This window comes from Massilia timonae CCUG 45783, from assembly GCF_000315425.1.
GTDB classification, from domain to species: Bacteria; Pseudomonadota; Gammaproteobacteria; order Burkholderiales; family Burkholderiaceae_D; genus Telluria; species Telluria timonae.
In genome coordinates, this window is the sequence record NZ_JH992925.1 from 557,138 (window position 1) to 578,432 (window position 21,295).

18 protein-coding genes, 1 tRNA gene and 1 pseudogene are annotated in these 21,295 nt (G+C 66.5%); 12 read left to right on the forward strand and 8 right to left on the reverse strand.

Features of this window, described 5'->3' with window-relative positions; genetic code table 11:
- Positions 1-36: 36 nt before the first annotated feature.
- Positions 37-585: pseudogene (locus HMPREF9710_RS22740) on the forward strand (cytochrome-c peroxidase); the annotation flags it as partial.
- Positions 586-610: 25 nt separating this feature from the next.
- On the opposite strand, the gene HMPREF9710_RS22745 reads toward HMPREF9710_RS22740, so the two are convergent.
- From HMPREF9710_RS22745 to HMPREF9710_RS22755, 3 genes are all read right to left on the reverse strand, one after another.
- Complete coding sequence (locus HMPREF9710_RS22745; protein ID WP_005670319.1) at positions 611-1,645, reverse strand: alpha/beta hydrolase family protein; 1,035 nt, start codon at positions 1,643-1,645, stop codon at positions 611-613.
- Between the two features lie 85 nt (positions 1,646-1,730).
- Positions 1,731-2,540 carry an alpha/beta fold hydrolase gene (locus tag HMPREF9710_RS22750; protein ID WP_005670320.1) on the reverse strand — a complete coding sequence of 270 codons (810 nt, stop codon included), beginning with the start codon at positions 2,538-2,540 and terminating at the stop codon, positions 1,731-1,733.
- A 1-nt stretch (position 2,541) separates the two neighbouring features.
- A complete protein-coding gene (locus HMPREF9710_RS22755; RefSeq protein WP_005670322.1) occupies positions 2,542-3,852 on the reverse strand; it encodes an O-acetylhomoserine aminocarboxypropyltransferase in 1,311 nt (436 codons plus the stop codon).
- 200 nt (positions 3,853-4,052) lie between these two features.
- On the opposite strand from HMPREF9710_RS22755, the gene HMPREF9710_RS22760 reads away from it, so the two are divergent.
- Positions 4,053-4,505, forward strand: coding sequence for a CBS domain-containing protein (locus HMPREF9710_RS22760; protein ID WP_005670324.1), 453 nt, complete (start codon positions 4,053-4,055; stop codon positions 4,503-4,505).
- A gap of 59 nt (positions 4,506-4,564) precedes the next feature.
- On the opposite strand, the gene HMPREF9710_RS22765 is transcribed toward HMPREF9710_RS22760, so the two are convergent.
- Positions 4,565-6,811: a GGDEF/EAL domain-containing response regulator gene (locus HMPREF9710_RS22765; RefSeq protein WP_005670325.1), complete on the reverse strand. Its 2,247-nt coding sequence runs from the start codon at positions 6,809-6,811 to the stop codon at positions 4,565-4,567.
- 203 nt (positions 6,812-7,014) lie between these two features.
- Here HMPREF9710_RS22765 and aroC point away from each other — a divergent pair, with 203 nt between their 5' ends.
- Entirely contained in the window at positions 7,015-8,109 is a 1,095-nt protein-coding gene (aroC, locus tag HMPREF9710_RS22770; protein WP_005670328.1) for a chorismate synthase, read from the forward strand.
- A 54-nt stretch (positions 8,110-8,163) separates the two neighbouring features.
- Here aroC and HMPREF9710_RS22775 read toward each other — a convergent pair whose 3' ends face one another.
- Both HMPREF9710_RS22775 and HMPREF9710_RS22780 read right to left on the reverse strand, forming a co-directional pair.
- Entirely contained in the window at positions 8,164-9,681 is a 1,518-nt protein-coding gene (locus HMPREF9710_RS22775; protein ID WP_005670330.1) for an HDOD domain-containing protein, read from the reverse strand.
- The gene (locus tag HMPREF9710_RS22780) at positions 9,678-11,429 is read right to left on the reverse strand and encodes a putative bifunctional diguanylate cyclase/phosphodiesterase (RefSeq protein WP_143054593.1); all 1,752 of its coding nucleotides are present in this window, start codon (positions 11,427-11,429) and stop codon (positions 9,678-9,680) included. Before HMPREF9710_RS22780 ends, HMPREF9710_RS22775 begins: the two co-directional genes overlap by 4 nt.
- Before the next feature lie 348 nt (positions 11,430-11,777).
- Here HMPREF9710_RS22780 and HMPREF9710_RS22785 point away from each other — a divergent pair, with 348 nt between their 5' ends.
- From HMPREF9710_RS22785 to HMPREF9710_RS22800, 4 genes are all read left to right on the forward strand, one after another.
- Entirely contained in the window at positions 11,778-13,469 is a 1,692-nt protein-coding gene (locus HMPREF9710_RS22785; RefSeq protein ID WP_005670334.1) for an isovaleryl-CoA dehydrogenase, read from the forward strand.
- A gap of 95 nt (positions 13,470-13,564) precedes the next feature.
- Entirely contained in the window at positions 13,565-14,215 is a 651-nt protein-coding gene (upp, locus tag HMPREF9710_RS22790; RefSeq protein ID WP_005670336.1) for a uracil phosphoribosyltransferase, read from the forward strand.
- 9 nt (positions 14,216-14,224) lie between these two features.
- Positions 14,225-14,596 carry an Hpt domain-containing protein gene (locus HMPREF9710_RS22795; RefSeq protein ID WP_005670338.1) on the forward strand — a complete coding sequence of 124 codons (372 nt, stop codon included), beginning with the start codon at positions 14,225-14,227 and terminating at the stop codon, positions 14,594-14,596.
- A gap of 342 nt (positions 14,597-14,938) precedes the next feature.
- Positions 14,939-15,142 carry a cold-shock protein gene (locus HMPREF9710_RS22800; RefSeq protein ID WP_005670341.1) on the forward strand — a complete coding sequence of 68 codons (204 nt, stop codon included), beginning with the start codon at positions 14,939-14,941 and terminating at the stop codon, positions 15,140-15,142.
- Positions 15,143-15,253: 111 nt separating this feature from the next.
- Here the strand turns inward: HMPREF9710_RS22800 and HMPREF9710_RS22805 are convergent, their stop codons facing one another.
- A complete protein-coding gene (locus HMPREF9710_RS22805; RefSeq protein WP_005670344.1) occupies positions 15,254-16,159 on the reverse strand; it encodes a LysR family transcriptional regulator in 906 nt (301 codons plus the stop codon).
- A gap of 171 nt (positions 16,160-16,330) precedes the next feature.
- Between HMPREF9710_RS22805 and aceB the strand changes: the two genes are divergently transcribed.
- A complete protein-coding gene (gene aceB / locus HMPREF9710_RS22810; RefSeq protein ID WP_005670346.1) occupies positions 16,331-17,920 on the forward strand; it encodes a malate synthase A in 1,590 nt (529 codons plus the stop codon).
- 49 nt (positions 17,921-17,969) lie between these two features.
- Here the strand turns inward: aceB and gloB are convergent, their stop codons facing one another.
- A complete protein-coding gene (gloB, locus tag HMPREF9710_RS22815; RefSeq protein ID WP_005670348.1) occupies positions 17,970-18,770 on the reverse strand; it encodes a hydroxyacylglutathione hydrolase in 801 nt (266 codons plus the stop codon).
- Between the two features lie 26 nt (positions 18,771-18,796).
- On the opposite strand from gloB, the gene HMPREF9710_RS22820 reads away from it, so the two are divergent.
- From HMPREF9710_RS22820 to HMPREF9710_RS22835, 4 genes are all read left to right on the forward strand, one after another.
- The gene (locus HMPREF9710_RS22820; protein ID WP_005670350.1) at positions 18,797-19,585 is read left to right on the forward strand and encodes a class I SAM-dependent methyltransferase; all 789 of its coding nucleotides are present in this window, start codon (positions 18,797-18,799) and stop codon (positions 19,583-19,585) included.
- Positions 19,563-20,030 (forward strand): ribonuclease HI, encoded by a 468-nt coding sequence (gene rnhA, locus HMPREF9710_RS22825; RefSeq protein WP_005670352.1) that lies wholly within the window; start codon positions 19,563-19,565, stop codon positions 20,028-20,030. Before HMPREF9710_RS22820 ends, rnhA begins: the two co-directional genes overlap by 23 nt.
- A 73-nt stretch (positions 20,031-20,103) precedes the next feature.
- Positions 20,104-20,811 (forward strand): DNA polymerase III subunit epsilon, encoded by a 708-nt coding sequence (gene dnaQ / locus HMPREF9710_RS22830; protein ID WP_005670354.1) that lies wholly within the window; start codon positions 20,104-20,106, stop codon positions 20,809-20,811.
- A 37-nt stretch (positions 20,812-20,848) separates the two neighbouring features.
- Positions 20,849-20,923 (forward strand) — tRNA-Val (locus HMPREF9710_RS22835).
- The last annotated feature ends 372 nt before the right edge of the window (positions 20,924-21,295 follow it).

A 21,295-nucleotide genomic window follows, 5' to 3' on the forward strand; every position in this document is an offset into this window, starting at 1 on the left:
TGCGGATGCCAACCCCGGCGAGATGGCGTTCACGCGATATTCGGCCACGACAAGCTCACCATCGACGAGGTCACGTCCGCCATCACCGCCTTCGAGGAAACGCTGGTCACGCCCAATGCGCGCTTCGACAAGTGGCTGCAGGGCGACCAGACGGCGATCGATGCGCAGGAGTTGCGGCGCTACGGGTTGTTCAAGAGCAGCGGCTGCATCGCCTGCCACAACGGTCCGAACGTCGGCGGCGCCTCGTTCCAGAAGATGGGGCTGATCGAAGCCTGCAAGACGACCAGCACGGCCGAAGGCCGCTTTGCCGTCACCAAGCAGGACATCGACCGCTTCTATTTCAAGGTGCCGACCTCGCGCAACGTCGAGCTGACCTATCCGTATTTCCATGACGGCGCGGCCGATACTCTGGGCCAGGCCGTGGACACGATGGGCCGCCTGCAACTGGGCAGGAAGTTCAGCGAGGCCGAGATCGCCGACGTGGTCGCCTTCCTGAAGACGCTGACCGGCGAGCAGCCCCGGGTCGTGCTGCCGATCCTGCCGCCGTCGAGCGACGCGACCAAGCGGCCTCAGCCTTTCGACTGAGTGGGCAGCTGGGTTGGCGTTCTGGTCAAAGCGAAGCCGGGGTGGCTTTCAGATGCTGGTCGAAGAATTCGATGACGCTGGCGTTCATGCGCGCATGGAAGGCTGGCCGGTCGAATCCCTCGCCATCGTCGCACAGCGCCGGTGGTCCCAGGACGCCGCACGGCACCAGGAATGAAAAATGTCCGGCCCCGGGAACCGAGTGGAATTGTGCGCGCTCGCCCAGCGCATCGCGCAGCGGCTTGCTGTTGCTGGCATAGCTGACGAGCCGATCCTGCTCGCCACTCCACAGCTGGACGGGCACGCGGACGTCCCGCAAGGCATCCGGTCCCATCAGGAAGCCCAGGCCGGGCGCCGCCACGACCAGGGCCTTGATTCGTGGATCATGGGAATAGTTGTTGCCCAGTTGCGCTGCCTCGGGGTCCAGCAGCGGAGAGTGCCCGTCCCGGAACAGCTGGCAAACGAACTCGGGCGTCTCGGCGCAATGGTGTGCAATCTGGCGCAGGTCCGGCCGGGCGCCGGCGGAGGCCAGCAACGTGGCGCCGCCCGCGGAGAACCCATACGCCCCGATCCGGCCCGGGTCGATGGCTGCGCTGCCTCTCCACCTCGTGAGCAGATGGTCGATGGCGATGCCGACCTGCCTGGTGCGTCCGCTGATCCAGGGCACGGTGCCGGCAGCGCTCTGGTCGATGTGATTGTCGCCGGGGTGCATGGGCGCCGCGACGACGTAGCCGGCATCGGACAGCGCGAGCGCCAGGTCTGCGTGGCTGCCCGGACCGCCGGCATTTCCGTGTGAAATCACCACCAGCGGCAAGTTCCGTCCTGATACCGGCGCATCGCGCGCCACTGCCATCAGCCTGAGGCCGAGCCAGGTGGTCGGCCAGGCGCGCGCTTCGGTCGGATACCAGATGGCGACCGCGAATGCCTGGCCATCGGTGTCGTTCACGCGGACCAGATCGAATCCAACGGGGCGCTCGGCGCGCAAGGCGGTCCCGACCAGGACGATGCCGAACGCAGTGGCCCCGGCGAGCAAGACGATCGACAGGCGGCGAATCCATTTCATCGTCATTTTCCGAATAGGAAAGAATCGCCTTATATTGCCCCTAAAAACAGGAAAAGAACATCCTCCGGAAATAAATTTTCCCTTGTTATCGGCTCATTGCAACAAAGCCGAGCAAGGCGTCGAGCACCGCATCCGGCGCTTCGCTCATCATCGCGTGGCCGGCGTCGACGGTGACGATCTTGCCGTGCCGGAGCGCACCGGTCAGCAGCTTCGTCGAGCGCGGCGGCGTCATCATGTCCTTCATGCCCTGCACGAACAGCGTCGGACAGGCAACCGAGGCGGCGGCAGTCTCGCCATTCGCATACGCATTGCAGGCGGCGAAATCCGTATGGAACAGCTGCGGCGCGCCGCGCGCCGCCATGCGCTGCATCAGGCGCCGCGCGGTGTTGATCACGGAGATGCCCGGACCGGCGGTCGAGGGGCCGGGCAGCCAGGAGGCATGCGACCAGGCGGCGACCATGTCGATGGCCGCGTCCTGTTCGGTGCGCGCGGCTTCCAGCAGCGCGTCCGATACCCGCATCGGGTAGGCGGCGCCCAGCAGGGCCAAGCCGCTCACGCGCTCTGGCGCGCGGTGGGTCGCATCCAGCGCGATGAGCGCGCCCATGCTGTGCCCGGCCAGGACGGCGCGCTTTACGCCGGCCACGGCAAGCAAAGCCAGGATCCAGTCCGCCATCGCTTCGACGCGCTGCAAGGGCGGGCCGCTGCTGCGGCCGTGCCCCGGCAGATCCGGCGCCAGCACCGCGTAGCCGCGATGGGCGAGGGCGCGGCTCTGCAGGGCCCAGACGGAATGGTCGTTCTGCGCGCCGTGAAGCAGCACGACGGCCGGCTGGCTTGGGTCGAATGCCTTGCCGCCGGTGTAGCAGTAGGCCTGATGGCCATGAACGTCGAGCAGCATCTCAGGCCCCCTTCGCGGCCAGTTTCAAGCCACGCTTCAAGTCGTCGATCAGGTCGTCCGGGTCTTCCAGCCCGATCGACAGGCGCAATGTGCCTTCCGTGACCCCGCTGGCCGCCAGGTGCCCGGCCGGCACCCGGAAATGGGTGGTCGATGCCGGATGGATGACCAGCGACCTGGCGTCGCCCACGTTCGCCAGATGCGAGAACACCTGCAAACCGTCGGCGAAACGGCGGCCGGCGGCGCGGTCGCCTTTCAGCTCGAAGGTGAAGACCGCGCCGCAGCCTTTCGGCAGGATACGCTGCGCCAGCGCATGGTCCGGGTGGCTGTCGAGTTCCGGATAGGACACCGACGCCACCATCGGCTGCGTGGCGAGGAACTCGACCACGCGCCGGGTATTGGCGACGTGGCGCTCCATGCGCAGGCCGAGCGTCTCGACGCCCTGCAGGATGGCGAAGGCGTTGTGCGGGCTCATTGCGGCGCCGAAGTCGCGCAAGCCTTCGCGCCGCGCGCGCAGGGCGAAGGCGCCGACGGTCGACTCTTCGCTGAACACCATGCCATGAAAGCCCTCATATGGCTCGCACAGGGTGGCGAAGCGGCCGCTCCGGTCATGCGCGGCCTGCCAGTCGAAGGTGCCGCCATCGACCAGCAGGCCGCCGATCGCGGTGCCGTGGCCGCACAGGAACTTGGTGGCCGAGTGGAACAGCAGGTCGGCGCCCAGCTCGAAGGGGCGCTGCAGGTACGGCGTGGTGAAGGTCGCATCGACCATCAGCGGCAGGTCGTGCGCGTGCCCGAGCCCCGCGATCGCCGGGATGTCGAGCACGTCCAGGCCCGGATTGCCGAGCGTTTCGCCGAATAGTAATTTCGTCGTTGGCCTGATCGCGGCGCGCCAGGCATCGAGGTCGCGCGGGTCGACGAAGGTGGTCTCGACGCCGAACCTGCGCAGGGTATGGGCCAGCAGGTTGTGCGAACCGCCGTACAGCGCGCGCGAGGCCACGATATGGTCGCCGGCGCCCACCAGCGTGCTCAATCCCAGGTGCATGGCCGCCTGGCCGCTGGCGGTGGCGATGCCGGCCACGCCGCCTTCGAGCGCCGCGATGCGCTCTTCGAGCACCGCATTGGTCGGATTCGAGATGCGCGAATACACATGGCCGCTCTGTTCCATATTGAACAGCGCCGCGCCATGCTCGGAGTCGCGGAAGGCGAACGAGGACGTGAAATGGATCGGCGTGGCGCGCGCGCCGGTGGCGGGATCGGGTGCGCTGCCCGCGTGCAGGGACAGGGTGTCGAAACCGGGAGGTCGGGGAGCGCTCATGCTGGACTCGTATCAAAGGGATGGCGCATCCTAGCAGTTATGGGTCTTTGCGCAATCTGCGCTGCACCATCTTGTCACTGAGCGCGCACCATGATGCAGCGCAACGCTGGATTTTTTGGCGGGCATAGGCTACAGTCGGTGTTATGCCTTATACAAATTTATCCAGTATCAGCAATATTGACGAAGCGGGGGTGGCGAACATGAAAGTTTCGGAAATCCTGCAAGTGAAGGGCAATATCCTGTACACCGTGACGCCTGACCAGCCGCTGGTCGACGCGGTGACCACGATGTCCGAGAACGATATCGGTTCGCTGGTGGTGATGGAGTACGGCGACCTGGTCGGGATGCTGACCTTCCGCGAAGTGCTCAAGGCGCTGCACGCGAACGGCGGCTCGGTCGGCGCCGGCACCGTGCGCCGCCACATGGACGACAGCCCGATCACCGTGACCCCGGACACCGAAGTCAACGAGGTGCGCCGCATCATGCTCGAAAAGCATGCGCGCTACCTGCCGGTGATGGACGCCCGCACCCTGCTGGGCGTGATCTCGTTCTACGACGTCGCGCGCGCCGTGCTCGAAGCGCAAAGCTTCGAGAACCGCATGCTCAAGGCGTATATCCGCGATTGGCCGGCGGAGCAGAACGCGCCGGATTGAACCTCCGCGGGAATGACGCTGGTTTGATGTATCGATGACGATGCCGATCGCGGCATCGTTCACGCCGCGCGCGTCATCGGATTCCCCGCCAGCCACTCCAGCAACCCTTCCGGCGACAGCGGCCGCGCATACAGGAAGCCCTGCGCCAGCGGGCAGCCGAGCTGGCGCAGGATCTGCGCCTGGCGCTCGTCCTCGACTCCTTCGGCGATCACCGACAATCCCAGGTTGCGGCCCAGCTGCACCACCATCTGCGCGATGCTGCTGCCGCGCGCCGATCCGGTGATCTCGGTGACGAAGGTGCGGTCGATCTTGAGCCGGTCCACCTGCAGGCGCTGCAGATGCGAGAGCGACGAGAAGCCGGTGCCGAAATCGTCGATCGCGATCGACACGCCGGTGCGCTTGACCTGGGCCAGCTTCTCGACCAGCAGCGCCGGCTCTTCCATCGCCATCGATTCCGTGATCTCCAGCTCGATGTAGTCGGGCGGCGCGCCGGTGTCGGCCAGCGCGCGCTGCAGCATGTCGACGAAGTGCGGATGCCGGAACTGCACCTGCGAGACGTTCACCGACATCGTGAACTCGCGGTGACCCGCCGCGCGCAGGCGCATCAGTTCGGCGCAGGCCTGGCGCAGCACCCATTCGCCGATCTCGACGATCAGGCCCGAATATTCCGCGATCGGGATGAAGCGGTCGGGCGGCACCAGGCGGCCGTCATCCAGGCGCCAGCGCAGCAGCGCCTCGGCGCCGAACGGGCGGTTGGTGGCGAGGTCGACTTGGGGTTGGTAGTGCAGGAACAGCTGGCCGCGCTGGAAGCCGCTGCGCAGCGCGTGCATCATGCGCACGCGCTCGCGGATCTCGACGCCCATGCTGCGCGAAAAATAGAAGTGGCCGGCGCGCTGCTGCGACTTGGCGCGCTTGAGCGCGATGTCGGCGTCCTTCAGGGCGTTGGCGCCGCTGCCGTCGTGTTCCGGCAGGCGCACCAGGCCAAGGGTGGCGGACACCAGCACGTCCTGGCCGTCGATGCGGAACGATTCGCGGAACAGGGCCTGGATCTGGACCGGCTGCACCGCGTCGGCGTCGCCCAGCACGCAGAAGATGTCGCCGCCGATGCGGCCGATCTCCAGGCCAGGGGCCAGACGCGATGTCAGGCGCTGGCCGACCGCCACCAGCAGCAGGTCGCCGAAATGGTGGCCGAGGGCGTCGTTGGTTTCGGCAAAATGGTCGAGGTCGACCAGGGCCAGCACCGCGCCCGCGCGGCCCGGGCCGGCCAGGATGGCCTCGAGCAGCTCGACCATGCGGGTGCGGTTCGGCAGGCCGGTAAGCGGATCGTGGAACGCCGACTTGTTCAGGCTGGTGACCAGCTCGCAGTTGTCGAGGCATACCGCCACCATGCCGCAGAACACCTTCAGCAGGCGCCGCTCGACCTCGTCCATCGGCCGCTCGAGCGGGATGCAGGCCGCGAAATCGCGTCCGGCCTTGCCCGGGAAGTACATATTCAGCAGGCCGTCCTCGGCGCCGCACTGGCGCTGGAGCAGGGTGCGCTCGGCGGCGACCGCGAAATGGCCGGTCAATTCGCGGCCGTCGAGGTTGCGGCAGGCGCCAGCGGCGGCCACCGCGCGCAGGGTCTCGGGGCGGCCATGGCCGCTGTCGCGCGTGCACAGCACGCCCTCGGGCGGCTGGCCGACCAAGCGCCCGGCCTGGGCCAGGATGCCGGCCGCCACGTCGCGCACGCCGTGCAGGGTCATCAGCTCGGCGCAGGCGGAGACGATGTGTTCCATGCCGATGCGGTTGGCCTCGAGCGCGCGGATCTGCTGGTAAGAGCGGATCGCGGCCGCCACCGTCGTATACAGCTTGGTGCGGGTCAGCTCGGACTTGGTGCGGTAATCGTTGATGTCGTAGCCGCGGATGGCTTCCATCTCGGGCGCATAGCCGGGCTGGCCGGTGCGCAGGATGATGCGCACGTCGTGCAGGCCCAGCTCGTCGCGGATGCGGCGCACCAGCAGCAGGCCGGCGTCGGCCCTTTCCATCACCACGTCCAGCAGGATGACGGCGATATCGTGTTCACGCGCCAGCAGGTCGAAGGCTTCGCTGGCGGAATAAGCGTGCAGGAAGACCAGCGGGCGGCCCTGCATCTCGACGTTGCCGAGAGCAAAGGTGGTGGTCGAGTGCACGTCGGCATCGTCGTCGACCACCAGGATCCGCCATGCTGGACTCGGGGATGCGGCGGCGGCGGCTTCGTCGGCAAAGACGAGGTCGTCGGTAACGCTGTCATCCTTCAGTGGTCCTGATGGCGTAATCGATGCGGGCATGTGCTACGTCTCCAGGTTGGCTCGGCATGGATAACTTCAGTATATATGCAATTGTAAAAAGGAAAGAGCCCGTTCCGGGGCTGTTAGCGAAAAATATATCCATGAGGAAACATATTTGCGACAGTCGATCGTTCGATGTTCGTTTCTGCTTGCCAGACGGCCTGTTAAAATGGTAATTCGATCAATCCGAACTCATCATTACCATGTCCGGCAATACATTTGGCAAGCTGTTTTCCGTCACCACCTTCGGCGAATCGCATGGTCCCGCGATCGGCTGCGTCATCGACGGCTGCCCGCCCGGCATGACCCTGAGCGAGGCCGACATCCAACCGGAGCTCGACCGCCGCAAGCCCGGCACCTCGCGCCACGTCACCCAGCGCCAGGAGGCGGACCGGGTCGAGATCCTGTCCGGGGTCTACCAGGGCGTCACCACCGGCACGCCGATCGCGCTCCTGATCCGCAATGAAGACCAGCGCAGCAAGGACTACGGCAATATCGCCGAAAGCTTCCGCCCCGGCCATGCCGACTACACCTACTGGCATAAATACGGCGTGCGCGACCCGCGCGGCGGCGGCCGTTCGTCGGCGCGCCTGACCGCGCCGGTGGTCGGCGCCGGTGCCGTCGCCAAGAAGTGGCTGCGCGAGAAGTATGGCACCGAAGTCATGGGATACATGCGCGCACTCGGCGACATCGCCGTGCCGTTCGAGGGGTGGGAACACGTGCACGCCAATCCCTTCTTCGCCGCCACCGGCGACGCCGCCCTGCTGCAGCGGATGGAGGATGCGATGGACCAGCTGCGCCGCGACGGCGACTCGATCGGCGCGCGCATCGACGTGGTGGCCACCAGGGTGCCGGTGGGCCTGGGCCAGCCGATCTACGACAAGCTCGATGCCGACATCGCGTATGCGATGATGGGGATTAACGCGGTCAAGGGCGTGGAAATCGGCGCCGGCTTCGCCTCGGTGGCGCAGCGCGGCTCGGAGCATGGCGACGAGCTGACCCTCGAGGGCTTCGTCGGCAACCACGCGGGCGGCGTGCTGGGCGGGATCTCGACCGGCCAGGACATCACGGCGTCGCTGGCGATCAAGCCGACGTCCTCGATCCGGGTGCCGCGCCGCTCGATCGACAAGGCCGGCAATCCGGCGACGGTCGAGACCTTCGGCCGCCACGACCCCTGCGTGGGCATCCGCGCGACGCCGATCGCGGAAGCGATGCTGGCGCTGGTGCTGATCGACCACGCGCTGATGAACCGGGCGCAGTGCGGCGACGTGCAGGTCGCCACGCCAAAATTGACATGAGCGGGGTGGGTTGGTCGGCTTCGCCGTCCAACCCCGCCATGTCGCGCGGCCGCGTCAGACGCGGGTGACGATCGCTTCCATCTGATGCCGCCGCTCGACCGTGCGCACCACCAGCGCGCGCAGGTCGTTCAGCAGCGAGAACTCGGTCTGGCTCAGGATCACCTGCGGGAAGGTGCCGTCCCAGTCGCCATAGATGAAGCCCGCCGGCTGCCCGTGGGCCGCCAGGGGAATGATCACGAAGCAGCGCGCCTCGGCCAGCGTGCCTTTCCACCAGCCCGGCAGCTTGGTCGCGAACTTGGTGTCGTGCGCGTTCTCGATGAAGATCACGCGGTCGCTCCCCAGCGCGGCGTGGAACACGTTCGGCTCGTAGACGTCGTCGAACGCCAGGTTCGGCAGCATCGCCTTGACGTCTTCGCCCAGTCCCAGGCGCGCCGAGTAACGGCCTTCGCGCCGGTTTCGAAGAAAAGCGAACGAGCGCGTGAACGACAGGCCCTCGTGCATCGTCTCGAGGGCCATCGAGATCATCTGGCCGGCGGTGGCGGTGGCGCCGGCGTCGCGCATGTCGGCCACGCCGCTCATCAGGATCTTGTTGCCGGCAATGCGCTTCCGGGTGGCCGCGGCCTGTTGCGCGCGTTTTTCGGCCGGCTTGGCCAGCGGCGCGATCGACAGGTCGGACGCGGCTTCCACCCTGGCCTTGTCGATCGAGGCCAGGATGCCGCTCGCCGGCAGGCCCAGCATCGGGGCGAAGCGCTCGGCCAGTTGCGCGACCTTTTCGGCGCCGGCCGCGTCGTCGGCCCACAGGGCGTCGGCGGCCTGGGTCGACATGCTGCCCAGCGCGGCCAGCCAGTCCTCGTGGGCGAAGCCTTCGAAGCGCTCGCCCGGCTCGACCCGGCGCATGCCGGCCACCAGGTTGCGCGGCAGGCCCCAATGGGCGGCGGTGGCGCGGCCGACTTCTTCCAGCGACAGGCCGAGCACTTCCCGGGCGGCGTTCTCTTCGCGGCCTTCGCCGGCCGCTTCACGCATCCTGGTCCAGCGCTCCGGCATGTAGAAGGTCAGCATCATGCGGCCCAGCGAGTGCAGGATCGAGCACACCACGGCTTCTTCCGGGTCGCGCGAGCGGGCGTCGGCCGCCAGTTGCTGCGCCACCATCCCGGCCAGCACCGCCTTTTCCATCTCGACGTGGGCGGCCTCGGTGTCCGGGCTGCTGCGGCTCAGCTCCTCGATCAGCTTGAGGCCGAGCGCCAGGTGGCCGATCGACTCGGTGCCCAGCACCAGCACCGCCTTGGAGATGGTGTTGACGTGCTGGCCGAAGGCCGCATACATGCTGCTGTTGGCCAGGCGCAGCACCTTCTGGGTCAGCACCGGGTCGGACAGCACCGTCTGCGTCATCGAGAAGTCGCGCTCGTCCTCGCCGCGCATCGAGGCCAGGATGGCGCTGATGGCCTTGGTAAAGCCCGGCATGTCGCCCTGGCGCCGGATACGCTCCCACAGCAGGGCGAGGGTGGCTTGCGACTTCGCCGAGTGCGGGCTGGGGGCCGGCGCAGTGGCCGTGATGCTGGCTTGTGTGGTCATGATTTTCCTGTCCGGTGGTCGGCCGGCAGAAGAGCGGTATAGAGATTTTCCTTGAGCGCCGTGACGGCCACGTTGGCCGGCATCGGCTTGCCCGTCAGGTAGCCCTGGACGTAATGGCAGCCCTGGTCGTCGAGCCAGGCCAGCTGCTCCTGGGTTTCGACGCCTTCGGCCACCACCGACAGGGAGAGGTGGCCGGCCAGGTCGAGTATCGCGTTGCAGATGGCGGCGTCCTTGTTCGACGCCGGCAGGTCCTTCACGAAGGCGCGGTCGATCTTGAGCACCGAGATCGGGAAGCGCTTGAGGTAGGCCAGCGACGAATAGCCGGTGCCGAAATCGTCGATCGCGATGCGCGCATGGCGCTCCACCATGCGCGCCAGGATGTCCTCGGCGTGCGCGGGGTCGACCATCAGGGTGCCTTCGGTGATCTCGAGCACCAGCTGGCGGCCGTCGAGGCCGGACAGCGCCAGGGCGTCGTCCAGCACCGTCAGGAAGCGGTCGCTGCGGAACTGGCGCGGGCTGATGTTCACCGAGATGTACAGCTCGCGCCCGGCCACTTCCTGGAACTGGCGGATCTGCATGCAGGCCGCCTTCAGGGCCCAGGCCCCGAGCAGGTTGATCAGGCCGTTGTTCTCGGCGATCGGGATGAAGCGCACCGGCGGCACCATGCCGAGGGTCGGGTGCTTCCAGCGCATCAGGGTCTCGAAGCCCTCGATGATGCGGCTCTTGGCGTTCACGATCGGCTGGTAATACAGCAGGAACTCGCCCTCGCGCACCGCGTTGAACATGGCCGCCTCGAGCGAGATGTCGTGCTGCGGCGGGCCCTGGTCGCCGGGGCTGTAGACCACGGCGCGGCCCTTGCCGGTTTCCTTGGCGCGCGAGAGGGCGGCGTCGGCCAACGTCACCAGGCGCACCTCGTCTTCGGCGTGGTCCGGGTAGACCGCCACGCCGATCGAGGCGCCCAGGTAGATCGTGTGGCCGCCGGCCTCGAACGGCGATTGCAGGGTCGCCATCAGGCGTCCCGTGACGAGCTTGATCTGCGGTTCGGTGAAGGTGCCCGGCAGCACCGCCACGAATTCGTCGCCGCCGACCCGGGCCAGGGTGTCGCTGTCGCGCAGGGTGCGGCGCAGGCGCGCGGCCGCCATCTGCAGCACGGTGTCGCCCAGCGGGTGGCCCAGGCCGTCGTTGACCTTTTTAAAACCGTCCAGGCCAATGGCGGCGACCGAGAAGCCGTGGCCCGAGCGGCGCGCGTTGGCGATCACCATCCGGATCCGGTCCGACAGCAGCACCCGGTTGGGCAGTTCGGTCAGGGCGTCGTGGGTCGCCATGTGGCGCAGGCGCTCTTCGGTCGCATGCTGGACCGACATGTCGCGGCCGATCACCAGCAGCGGGGCGGCGTCGCCGGTCGCCAGGCGCGCGATCCTGAGTTCGAACCAGATGTCGCGCTCGCCCGAGCGGAAGCGGGTCTCGACCAGCACCGCATCAAAGCCCGCGGCGGCGCCGGCCAGCGCATTGCGCAGCGCCGGCTGGTCGATCTCGTGCGCCAGCGACAGCAGCGAACAGCCGGCTTCGAAGCCCGACAGCTGCTTCGCGCGCGTGCCGGCCGCGTGGATCGCGCCATCGGGCGCGACGCGGAACACGGCGTCGCCGGCCGTCTCCAGCAAGCCGTCGAGCAGCGCCGCGGGCAGCGCCGCGGTGTGCACATGAGCGGCCGGCTGGGGCGGGGGCACGGCGGAGGAACTGGTGTGCATGTTGTCCAGGAGCTTTCTTGCTTTATCGTTGCGGCACGTGCACGTCATGCCGATGTCACATGTGAATCCGTGCAAGTCTACCAAATCAGGGATGACTCTATCACTGAAAAATTCCGCAAAGCATTAGAAAGCACAAGTCATGCGGTGATTTCATCCTTATCGGGTCTGAGCGGCCTGCTTGCCCGGCAAGCATGTTGGCGCTAACCTGCTTGTTGGAGGATCAAGGTTCTCACGATGTATTGTCGCTTATTCTTGATTGTAACGACATAATAACGTGCAATTATGATGCCGCAATGCAACATTTTACCGCAACTTTGACAACGAGCAGATGTGCGCACAGGAGGGATGATGGACAGGTTCGCCACCCACGAGGTCGAAAACCAGGCGCCCGCGTTCAGCGGCATCAATCTGTACGCCTGCGATCCGGCGCTGCAAGAGGCGCTGCTGCGCGAGGGCGGCGGCTGGGCGGCGCCGCAGCTCGAGGCGCTCGGACAGCGGCTCGGCAGCGCCGAGGTCCAGGAGCTGGCGCGCCTTGCCAACGCCCACGGCCCGCTGCTGGCGAGCTTCGACCGCGCCGGGCGCCGCATCGACGAGCCCGAATTCCACCCCGCCTGGCATGCCCTGATGAGCCTGATGATCGGCGCCGGCGCCCACAGCGCGCCCTGGAGCGACCCGCGTCCCGGCGCCCAGGTGGCGCGGGCGGCGCAATACCTGCTGTTCGGCCAGGCCGAGAACGGTGCCCAGTGCCCGGTGACGATGACCTATGCGGCGGTGCCGGCGCTGCGCCGCGCGCCAGGGCTGGCGCAGGTGTGGCTGCCCAGGATCCTGTCGCGCGACTACGATCCCCGGCCCTTGCCGGTGGCGCAGAAGCGCGGCGCCCTGGTCGGCATGGGCATGACCGAGAAGCAGGGCGGTTCGGACGTGCGCGCCAACACCACGCGCGCCACGCCACTGGGGGCGGACGAGCTGCGCGACGAAGGACCGGCGGGCGCGGGCGCCTGGCGCATCGTCGGCCACAAATGGTTCTATTCGGTGCCGCAGGCCGACGCCCACCTGGTGCTGGCGCGCTGCGACGAGTCGGCTGAAGACCCGGGCGCGGGCGCCCTGAGCTGCTTCCTGGTGCCGCGCTTTCTCGCCGACGGCCGGCGCAACGCGGTGCGGGTGCAGCGCCTGAAGGACAAGCTGGGCAACCGCTCGAACGCCTCGTCCGAGGTCGAATTCTGCGGCGCGCTCGGCTGGATGATCGGCGAGCCGGGGCGCGGCATCCCGACCATCCTCGAGATGGGCAGCCATACCCGCCTCGATTGCGTGCTGGGCAGCGCCGGCATCATGCGCGCCGCCCTGTGCCATGCGCTGCACCATGCGCGCGGGCGCATGGTCTTCGGCCGGCCGCTGGCCGAACAGCCGCTGATGCAGAACGTGCTGGCCGACCTGGCGCTCGAATCCGAGGCCGCCACCGCCTTCGCCCTGCGCCTGGCGCGCTGCTTCGACGAGGGGCAGGAGCCGTCCCAGGCGTTGCTGGGCCGCATCCTGACGGCGGCCGGCAAGTACTGGATCTGCAAGCGCGGCCCCGGCTTCGGCGCCGAGGCGATGGAAGTCATGGGCGGCAACGGCTATGTCGAGGACGGCCCATTGGCGCGCCTGTACCGCGAGCTGCCGGTCAATTCGATCTGGGAAGGGTCGGGCAACGTGATGTGCCTGGACCTGCTGCGCGCGCTCGGCAAGGCCCCGGACGCCGCGCGCGCGGCGCTGGCGGCCGAGCTGGCGCCGGCGGCGGGGCTGGACGAGCGTTTCGCCGACCACGCGGCGGCGCTGCTGGACGGCCTGGCGGCGCGCCTGTCGGACGAAGCCGGCGCGCGGGTGCTGGCCGAGCAGATCGTGGTGGCGGTGCAGGCCGCGCTCCTGCTGCGCCATGCGCCGCCGTATGTTGGCGAGGCGTTCTTGCTCACGCGTATACTGCAGCCGGTGGGCGGGGCCTACGGCCGGTTGCCTGCCGGAATCGACCTGGAGGCGATGCTGGCGCGCGCCCTCGTGGTATGAAATGCATTTTTTTCACGTGCAGGCCGGGACAAACGGCCGTGTGGCTGGGATAATGCGCGCTTGCATGCTTCACACAGAATCCATTGAATCCCGCCATGAAACAAGACCCGCGCTTCCCGAATCTCTATATCCTGAACCACCCGCTGATCCAGCACAAGCTGTCGCATATGCGCGAGCACGACACCTCGACGCGCACCTTCCGCGAACTGCTGCGCGAGATCACGCTGCTGATGGGATACGAGATCACGCGCGACCTGCCGCTGACCACGCGCTCGATCAAGACCCCGCTGGTGACCATCGATGCGCCGGTCATCGCTGGCAAGAAGCTGGCCGTGGTGCCGATCCTGCGCGCCGGCATCGGCATGAGCGACGGCCTGCTGGAGCTGGTGCCGTCGGCGCGCGTCGGCCACATCGGCGTGTTCCGCGACCCGGAAACCCACGAGCCGGTCGAATACATGGTGCGCCTGCCCGACACCACCGAGCGCACCTTCATCCTGTGCGACCCGATGGTTGCCACAGGTAACTCGGCGGTGCACGCGATCGACGTGCTCAAGAAGCGCGGCGTACCGGACGAACAGATCCTGTTCCTGGCCCTGGTGGCGGCGCCGGAAGGCGTGCAGGTATTCCAGGACGCGCATCCGAACGTCAAGCTGTTCGTCGCTTCGCTCGACTCGCACCTGGACGAGGATGCCTACATCATCCCGGGCCTGGGCGATGCGGGCGACCGCATCTTCGGCACCAAGTAAGCGTCGGCCATGGCAACCGTGCAGCCCGCCGACCAGCAATTCTTCGCGCGCCTCGCCGAACTCAACGAGAAGTTCGCGGCGCGGCTGCCGTCGACCATGGAGCGCCTGGCGGCGCTGTCGCAGCAACTGGAGCGCGCCGGCGAGCCGGGCTTCGACGTCGCGCCGGCGGCCGGCGAAGTGCAGGCCATGCTGCACACGCTGGCCGGCTCGGCGGCCACCTTCGGCTTTCGCGGCCTGGGCCACCATGCGCGCCTGCTGGAACAGCGGCTAAGGGTGTTGCGCGCTTTCGATGTGGTGGCCGCCACGGAGTGGCAAGCCTGGCGCGCGGAACTCGACGAATACGTCCGCGTCGCGCATCGCGACCCAAAATCCCTTGGCTGAGCGCTCGCCAGGGCGCTCACTCGCGCGCGGCGCTACGCAAGCGGCATGCGCAAACTCGCGGCAGAGCGGAATTTGATTCATCGCAAACATTTGGTCGAGTCTTACGCCTATATTTTCCCTCGTACGGGATAAAAACGCGCGCTCTCCTATTTATTGAATTTTAGAATCGTTGCAGCCAGGCGGTTTTTTTATTTAACGAAGAGGGTGCGCGCCGGTTTTATTCGGTATAATACGGGATCGTTGGGTTCGAGGTAGTAGTGCAGTCTGTCTGTCATTTCTTTCTTGCTTCTTCAAACGATCTGAAACGGGCGCAAGCCCAACTAACCGAAATAGGAAATTGTAATGGCAACTGGCATCGTTAAATGGTTCAATGACTCGAAGGGCTTCGGCTTCATCACCCCTGATGAAGGCGGCGAAGATCTGTTCGCGCACTTCTCGGCTATCCAGAGCACCGGCTTCAAGTCGCTGCAGGAGAACCAGCGCGTTTCGTTCGACGTGACCACCGGTCCGAAGGGCAAGCAAGCCTCGAACATCCAGCCTCTGTAATAGCCCAAGGGCTTTACGAGATAAAAATCCCCGGAATTGCCGGGGATTTTTTTTGCCTGTACTCCTCGAATCTTCCTCCGGCCTTCCCTGGCCCGGGCGGTAGCGGCGGCCTCAGGAATGGCGCCAGTAATCCGGCGCGGCGTAGCTGCGGCGCAGGAAATCCACGAAGGCGCGGATCCGCAGCGGCAGGTGGCGACGCTGGGCGAACACGGCATGGACGTCGTTGCCGGGCGCGGCGAAGTCGTCCAGCACCGTCACCAGTTCGCCGCTCGCGATCTGGCCGCCCACTTCCCACATCGAACGCCAGGCCAGGCCCTTGCCGGCCAGCGCCCAGGCATGCAGCACGGCGCCGTCGTTGCACACCATATTGCCGCCCACTTTCAGGGTCACCGGCTTGCCGTCGTCGATGAAGGTCCAGCCGCGCTGGCTGCCTTCGCTGCTGATCGGCAGGCAGTTGTGGCGCGCCAGGTCGGCCAGTTGGCGCGGCCAGCCGTGGCGCTTGAGATAGGCCGGGGAGGCCACCACCACGCGCCGGTTGTCGGCCAGCTTGACGCCGACCAGGTTCGAGTCGTCGAGGCTGGCGATGCGGATGGCCACGTCCACGCCTTCGGCCACCAGGTCGACCACGCGGTCGGACAGGTTCAGGTTGATGCTGACGTCGCGGTGTTCGGCCAGGAACGAGGGCAGCAGCGGCGCCACGTGCTGGCGCCCGAAGCCGGCCGGCGCCGACACCGTCAGGTGGCCCGAGGCGCGCATGCTGTGCTCCGAAATGGCCGACTCGGCGTCGCCCACCTCGGCCAGGATGCGCTGGCAATCCTCGAGGAAGGCGCTGCCTTCGTCGGTCAGGACCAGGCGCCGCGTCGTGCGCTGCAGCAGCTTGACCCCGAGCCGGGCCTCGAGCGCGTCGAGGCGGCGGCCGATCATGGCCGGGGCGATGCCCTCGGCGCGCGCCGCGGCGGACAGGCTGCCGCGCGCGACGACCTCGACGAAGGTCGCCATCTGGGTGAATTTGCCCATGTTCTTTACCCGTTCCCGCCTCTTATTTGATACAAAAACACACGGATGCTGTGAGAATTTGTATGGTTTAGCGCTATTCAGGTGAATATACTTGATGCAAAGACAAACGCCAAGAAGCGCCCGTGGCGGGCGCGGCGTCGCACGCATTGTTCATCAAACTCAGGAGGCCCTATGTCCCTCACCATCCCCGCCGGCATGCAGATCACGGGCGAAATCAAGCCCGGCTACGAAAACATCCTGGTCCCGGAAGCCCTCGAACTCGTGGTCCGGCTGGCGCGCGCCTTCGCCCCGCGCCGCCAGGAATTGCTGGCCGCACGCGCAGAGCGGGCGCGCCGGCTCGACGCCGGCGAACGTCCGGACTTCTTATCCGAGACCGCCCATATCCGCGACGGCGACTGGCGGATCGCGCCGATCCCGCCGGCGCTGGCTTGCCGGCGCGTCGAAATCACCGGCCCGGTCGAGCGCAAGATGGTCATCAACGCCCTCAATTCGGGCGCCGACAGCTATATGACCGACTTCGAGGATTCGAACACGCCGAACTGGGACAACCAGATCCAGGGCCAGGTCAACCTGTTCGATGCTGTCCGCAAAACCATTTCGCTGGAGCAGAACGGCAAGTCTTACCGGCTCAATGACAAGGTGGCGACCCTGATCGTGCGTCCGCGCGGCTGGCACCTGGACGAAAAGCACGTGCTGGTCGACGGCCAGCGCGTCTCGGGCGGCATCGTCGATTTCGCGCTGTTCATGTTCCACAACGCGAAGGAATTGCTGGCGCGCGGGGCCGGTCCGTACTTTTACCTGCCGAAGCTGGAATCGCACCTCGAAGCGCGCCTGTGGAACGACGTGTTCGTGATGACCCAGGACGCGCTGGGCCTGCCGCAGGGCACGATCAAGGCGACGGTGCTGATCGAGACCATTCTGGCCGCCTTCGAGATGGACGAGATCCTGTACGAGTTGCGCGAGCACAGCGCCGGCCTGAACGCCGGCCGCTGGGATTACATCTTCTCGTGCATCAAGAAGTTCAAGCATGACCGCGACTTCTGCCTGGCCGACCGCGCCAAGGTGACGATGACGGCGCCGTTCATGCGCGCCTATGCGCTGCTGCTGCTCAAGACCTGCCACCGGCGCGGCGCGCCGGCCATCGGCGGCATGTCGGCCCTGATTCCGATCAAGAACGATCCCGAGAAAAACGAGATCGCGATGGGCGGCGTGCGCACCGACAAGGCGCGCGATGCCACGGATGGCTATGACGGCGGCTGGGTCGCGCACCCGGGCCTGGTCGGGCTGGCGATGGAAGAGTTCACCAAGGTGCTGGGCGACAGGCCCAACCAGTTCGAGAAGCAGCGTCCGGATGTCGAGGTGACAGCCGCGCAATTGCTCGATTTCCAGCCCGAGACGCCGATCACCGAAGCCGGCCTGCGCTACAACATCAATGTCGGCATCCACTACCTGGGCGCCTGGTTGGCCGGCAATGGCTGCGTGCCGATCCACAACCTGATGGAAGACGCGGCGACGGCCGAGATCAGTCGCTCGCAGGTGTGGCAGTGGATCCGTTCGCCGAAGGGTGTGCTGGACGATGGCCGCAAGGTCACGGCGGACATGGTGCGGGCGATGATTCCCGAGGAACTGGACAAGGTGAAGGTGGTGGCGGCCGACGGCACGCATGCGAGCTACGAGCGCGCGGCGGTGATCTTCGAACAGATGTCGACTTCGGACGAATTCGCCGAGTTCCTGACCCTGCCGCTGTACGAAGAGATCTGATGCATCCGCGTGGGCGGCCCTGGCCGTCCACGCGTCGGGGCGGCCTCGCTCAGAACGTATTCTTCCATTCGCGCAGCGCCGCGAAAGTGTCGACCGGCGTCGCCGCCGGCTGCAGGCGGCCGGCGTCGACCAGGCTGTGCGCGATGCGCGGCAGCCGATAGCGCAGGAAGGGATTGGTCGCCTTCTCGATCGCGATCGTCGACGGGATCGTCGGCTGGCCGGCCTCGCGCCGGGCGCCATCGGCCAGCACGCGCGCATCGAGCGCGGCATTGCCCGGCTCGACCGCCTGGGCGAAGCGCAGGTTCGACAGCGTATATTCGTGCGCGCAATACACCAGCGTCTCGTCCGGTAGCGTCGTGAATTTCTCGAGCGACTCCATCATCTGGCGCGGCGTGCCTTCGAACAGCCGCCCGCAGCCCGCGCCGAACAGCGTGTCGCCGCAGAACAGCCAAGGTGCGTCTTCGTCGCGCCGCACGTAGGCGATGTGGCCCAGCGTATGGCCCGGCACGTCCAGCACGTCGAGGGCAAGATCCAGCCCCGGCACCGCGATGCGTTCACCCTCGCCGAGCGGATGCGTCACGAGCGCGATGCCGTCGTCCCGCGGTCCGAACACGGGCACGTCCCACTCCTCGAGCAAGCCCGGCACACCCCCGATATGGTCAGCATGATGATGGGTGAGTAAAATGGCGGTCAGGCGCAGCTTGTGCGCGGCCAGGGCGGCCTTGACCGGTCCGGCCTCGCCAGGGTCGACGATGGCCGCGTTGCTGCCGTCGTGAATGAGCCAGAGATAATTGTCTTTAAAGGCAGGAAGCGTCAATACCGCCAGGTGTGTGCGGGGAAGAGTCGTCATGGTGAACCGTGGGTCAAAGAGGTGGCATGGATAGCGCATCCGAAAAATCCATTATAGCGCTCGACAACTGGCTGCAATCGCCGGCGGGCGCCTACGTGCGCGCGTTCGAGCAGGCTTGCCTGGACGAGCTCACGGTGGATATCTTCGGCTTCAACGCGCTGCAGATCGGCGTGCCCCAGCTCGATGCGCTGGCGGCCAGCCGCATGCCCAATAAATGGCAGGCGGCGACGCGCACGGCGCATGCGGACGAACTCGCGTTCGCCGCGGGCGGCAAGCAGATCGCGGTCGCGGTCGACTTCGAGGAGCTGCCGTTCGCCACCAGCAGCATCGATCTGGTGGTGTTGCCGCACGTGCTGGAGTTCGCGCTCGAGCCGCACCAGGTCTTGCGCGAAGTCGAGCGGGTCTTGATTCCGGAGGGGCAGGTGATCATCTGCGGCTTCAACCCGGCCAGCCTGTGGGGCATGCGCCAGGGCTTCCGGCGCGTCACGCAGAGCGACTACCTGCCCGAGTCCGGCGAATTCATTTCTTTGCCGCGCCTCAAAGACTGGCTAAAATTGCTGAACCTGGGCGTGACCCGCAGCCATTTTGGCTGCTACGCCCCGCCGTGCCGCACGGCCCACTGGCTCAGCCGCTTCGCGATGATGGAATCGGCGGGCGCACGCTGGTGGCCGTATCTCGGCGCGGTCTACGTGGTGCATGCGATCAAGCGGGTCAAGGGCATGCACATCATCGGTCCCGCATGGAACAAGAAAGCGAGCAAGCGGCCGGCGGCAGTGCCGGCAGCGAACAGGAATGAGCGAACAACAAGCGAATGAAGTGAGCGCGACGCAGGTCGAGATTTATACCGACGGCGCGTGCAAGGGCAATCCAGGCACGGGCGGCTGGGGCGCGCTCCTGGTCTCGAATGGTCACGAGAAGGAAATCTTCGGCGGCGAGCCGAACACCACCAATAACCGCATGGAATTGCGCGCCGTGATCGAGGCGCTCGGCGTCCTGAACCGTCCGTGCAAGGTCGTGCTGCACACCGACAGCCAGTACGTGCAGAAGGGGATCTCGGAATGGATCCACGGCTGGAAGGCGCGCGGCTGGAAGACGGCGGCCAAGGAACCGGTCAAGAACGACGACTTGTGGAAGGCGCTCGACCAGGCGCAGCAGCAGCACGCCGTCGAATGGCGCTGGGTGCGCGGACACAACGGCCATCCGGGCAACGAGCGGGCCGACGTGTTGGCCAATCGCGGCGCCGCCTCCGTGCGGCGCTGAGCCTTTCATCGCCGGAAGGCAAGGGCGGCCTTTGTTATACTTCGGTCCGCTTCATTTCATCAAGTAGAACACCATGCGCCAGATCGTCCTCGACACTGAAACCACCGGCCTGAATCCTCGCACGGGCGACCGCGTCATCGAGGTCGGCTGCGTCGAAATCTTCAACCGCAAGCTCACCGGCAATAATTTTCATCGCTATATCAATCCCGAACGCGAGTCGGACGAGGCGGCGCTCGCCGTCCACGGTTTGACCACCGAGTTCTTGAGCGACAAGCCGAAGTTCCATGAGATCGCCGAAGAATTGCGCGAGTTCGTGCAGGGCGCCGAGGTCATCATCCACAACGCGCCGTTCGACCTGGGCTTCCTGAACCACGAATTCACCCGCATCGGCCTCCCGCCGTTCGTCGAACACTGCAGCGGCGTGATCGACACCCTGGTGCACGCCAAGGAACTCCATCCGGGCAAGCGCAATTCGCTGGACGCGCTGTGCGACCGCTACGAGATCTCGAACGCGCACCGCAAGCTGCACGGCGCGCTGCTCGACTCGGAGCTGCTGGCCGACGTCTACCTGGCGATGACCCGCGGCCAGAACTCGCTGACGATGGACGTCGAAGTCGAAAGCGCGAACGCCGGCGACGCGCTCGAAGTGGTGCCGCTGGGCGAGATCATCGTGGTCGCGGCCAGCGCCGACGAACTCGCGGCGCACGACGACGTGCTGGTCGGCCTCGACAAGAACGTGAAAGGCAGCTGCGTGTGGAGGAATTATTCTCCGCAGGGGTGACGAGACAGTGATTCTGTGCCATAATACGCCTCGCTTCGGGAGGTTAGCTCAGGGGTAGAGCACTGCATTCACACTGCAGGGGTCGCAAGTTCGAAACTTGCACTTCCCACCAACAGGATTCTTCGAAACGCCCGCGCCATGCGGGCGTTTTGCGTTTGTGCTGTACCCGTTGCCATGAATCCCGGTCCACCTTCCTATCCCCCGTCGCGGCCTTGTTCCAGCGGTCAGATGTGCTTCCTCATTGCAGCGCCTGTATTGCGAGTTTGCTGGCAGTGAGCTGTCTTTCGGCCACTGAGCGATCTGCCTGAGCGACCAACGCGCAGGGCTGCCCAGCCCGGCTTGATCCACGCCCAGGCAGCGCGCACCGGGTCGTTGTCCCAGCGCTGTCGAACGGGGCGCTCCGGCGCCGAAGGCGCCAGCGGGCGCTCGACGGCGGGCGAGCCACTTCTATCCAGCAGCTGCAGCGTATTGCGCTCGGGGCCAT

What these genes read in the sequence shown, in the direction of transcription:
- HMPREF9710_RS22745 (WP_005670319.1), bottom strand. Translation starts at nt 1,645, where the DNA reads ATGAAATGGATTCGCCGCCTGTCGATCGTCTTGCTCGCCGGGGCCACT.
- HMPREF9710_RS22750 (WP_005670320.1), bottom strand. Translation starts at nt 2,540, where the DNA reads ATGCTGCTCGACGTTCATGGCCATCAGGCCTACTGCTACACCGGCGGC.
- HMPREF9710_RS22755 (WP_005670322.1), bottom strand. Translation starts at nt 3,852, where the DNA reads ATGAGCGCTCCCCGACCTCCCGGTTTCGACACCCTGTCCCTGCACGCG.
- HMPREF9710_RS22760 (WP_005670324.1), top strand. Translation starts at nt 4,053, where the DNA reads ATGAAAGTTTCGGAAATCCTGCAAGTGAAGGGCAATATCCTGTACACC.
- HMPREF9710_RS22765 (WP_005670325.1), bottom strand. Translation starts at nt 6,811, where the DNA reads ATGCCCGCATCGATTACGCCATCAGGACCACTGAAGGATGACAGCGTT.
- aroC (WP_005670328.1), top strand. Translation starts at nt 7,015, where the DNA reads ATGTCCGGCAATACATTTGGCAAGCTGTTTTCCGTCACCACCTTCGGC.
- HMPREF9710_RS22775 (WP_005670330.1), bottom strand. Translation starts at nt 9,681, where the DNA reads ATGACCACACAAGCCAGCATCACGGCCACTGCGCCGGCCCCCAGCCCG.
- HMPREF9710_RS22780 (WP_143054593.1), bottom strand. Translation starts at nt 11,429, where the DNA reads ATGCACACCAGTTCCTCCGCCGTGCCCCCGCCCCAGCCGGCCGCTCAT.
- HMPREF9710_RS22785 (WP_005670334.1), top strand. Translation starts at nt 11,778, where the DNA reads ATGGACAGGTTCGCCACCCACGAGGTCGAAAACCAGGCGCCCGCGTTC.
- upp (WP_005670336.1), top strand. Translation starts at nt 13,565, where the DNA reads ATGAAACAAGACCCGCGCTTCCCGAATCTCTATATCCTGAACCACCCG.
- HMPREF9710_RS22795 (WP_005670338.1), top strand. Translation starts at nt 14,225, where the DNA reads ATGGCAACCGTGCAGCCCGCCGACCAGCAATTCTTCGCGCGCCTCGCC.
- HMPREF9710_RS22800 (WP_005670341.1), top strand. Translation starts at nt 14,939, where the DNA reads ATGGCAACTGGCATCGTTAAATGGTTCAATGACTCGAAGGGCTTCGGC.
- HMPREF9710_RS22805 (WP_005670344.1), bottom strand. Translation starts at nt 16,159, where the DNA reads ATGGGCAAATTCACCCAGATGGCGACCTTCGTCGAGGTCGTCGCGCGC.
- aceB (WP_005670346.1), top strand. Translation starts at nt 16,331, where the DNA reads ATGTCCCTCACCATCCCCGCCGGCATGCAGATCACGGGCGAAATCAAG.
- gloB (WP_005670348.1), bottom strand. Translation starts at nt 18,770, where the DNA reads ATGACGACTCTTCCCCGCACACACCTGGCGGTATTGACGCTTCCTGCC.
- HMPREF9710_RS22820 (WP_005670350.1), top strand. Translation starts at nt 18,797, where the DNA reads ATGGATAGCGCATCCGAAAAATCCATTATAGCGCTCGACAACTGGCTG.
- rnhA (WP_005670352.1), top strand. Translation starts at nt 19,563, where the DNA reads ATGAGCGAACAACAAGCGAATGAAGTGAGCGCGACGCAGGTCGAGATT.
- dnaQ (WP_005670354.1), top strand. Translation starts at nt 20,104, where the DNA reads ATGCGCCAGATCGTCCTCGACACTGAAACCACCGGCCTGAATCCTCGC.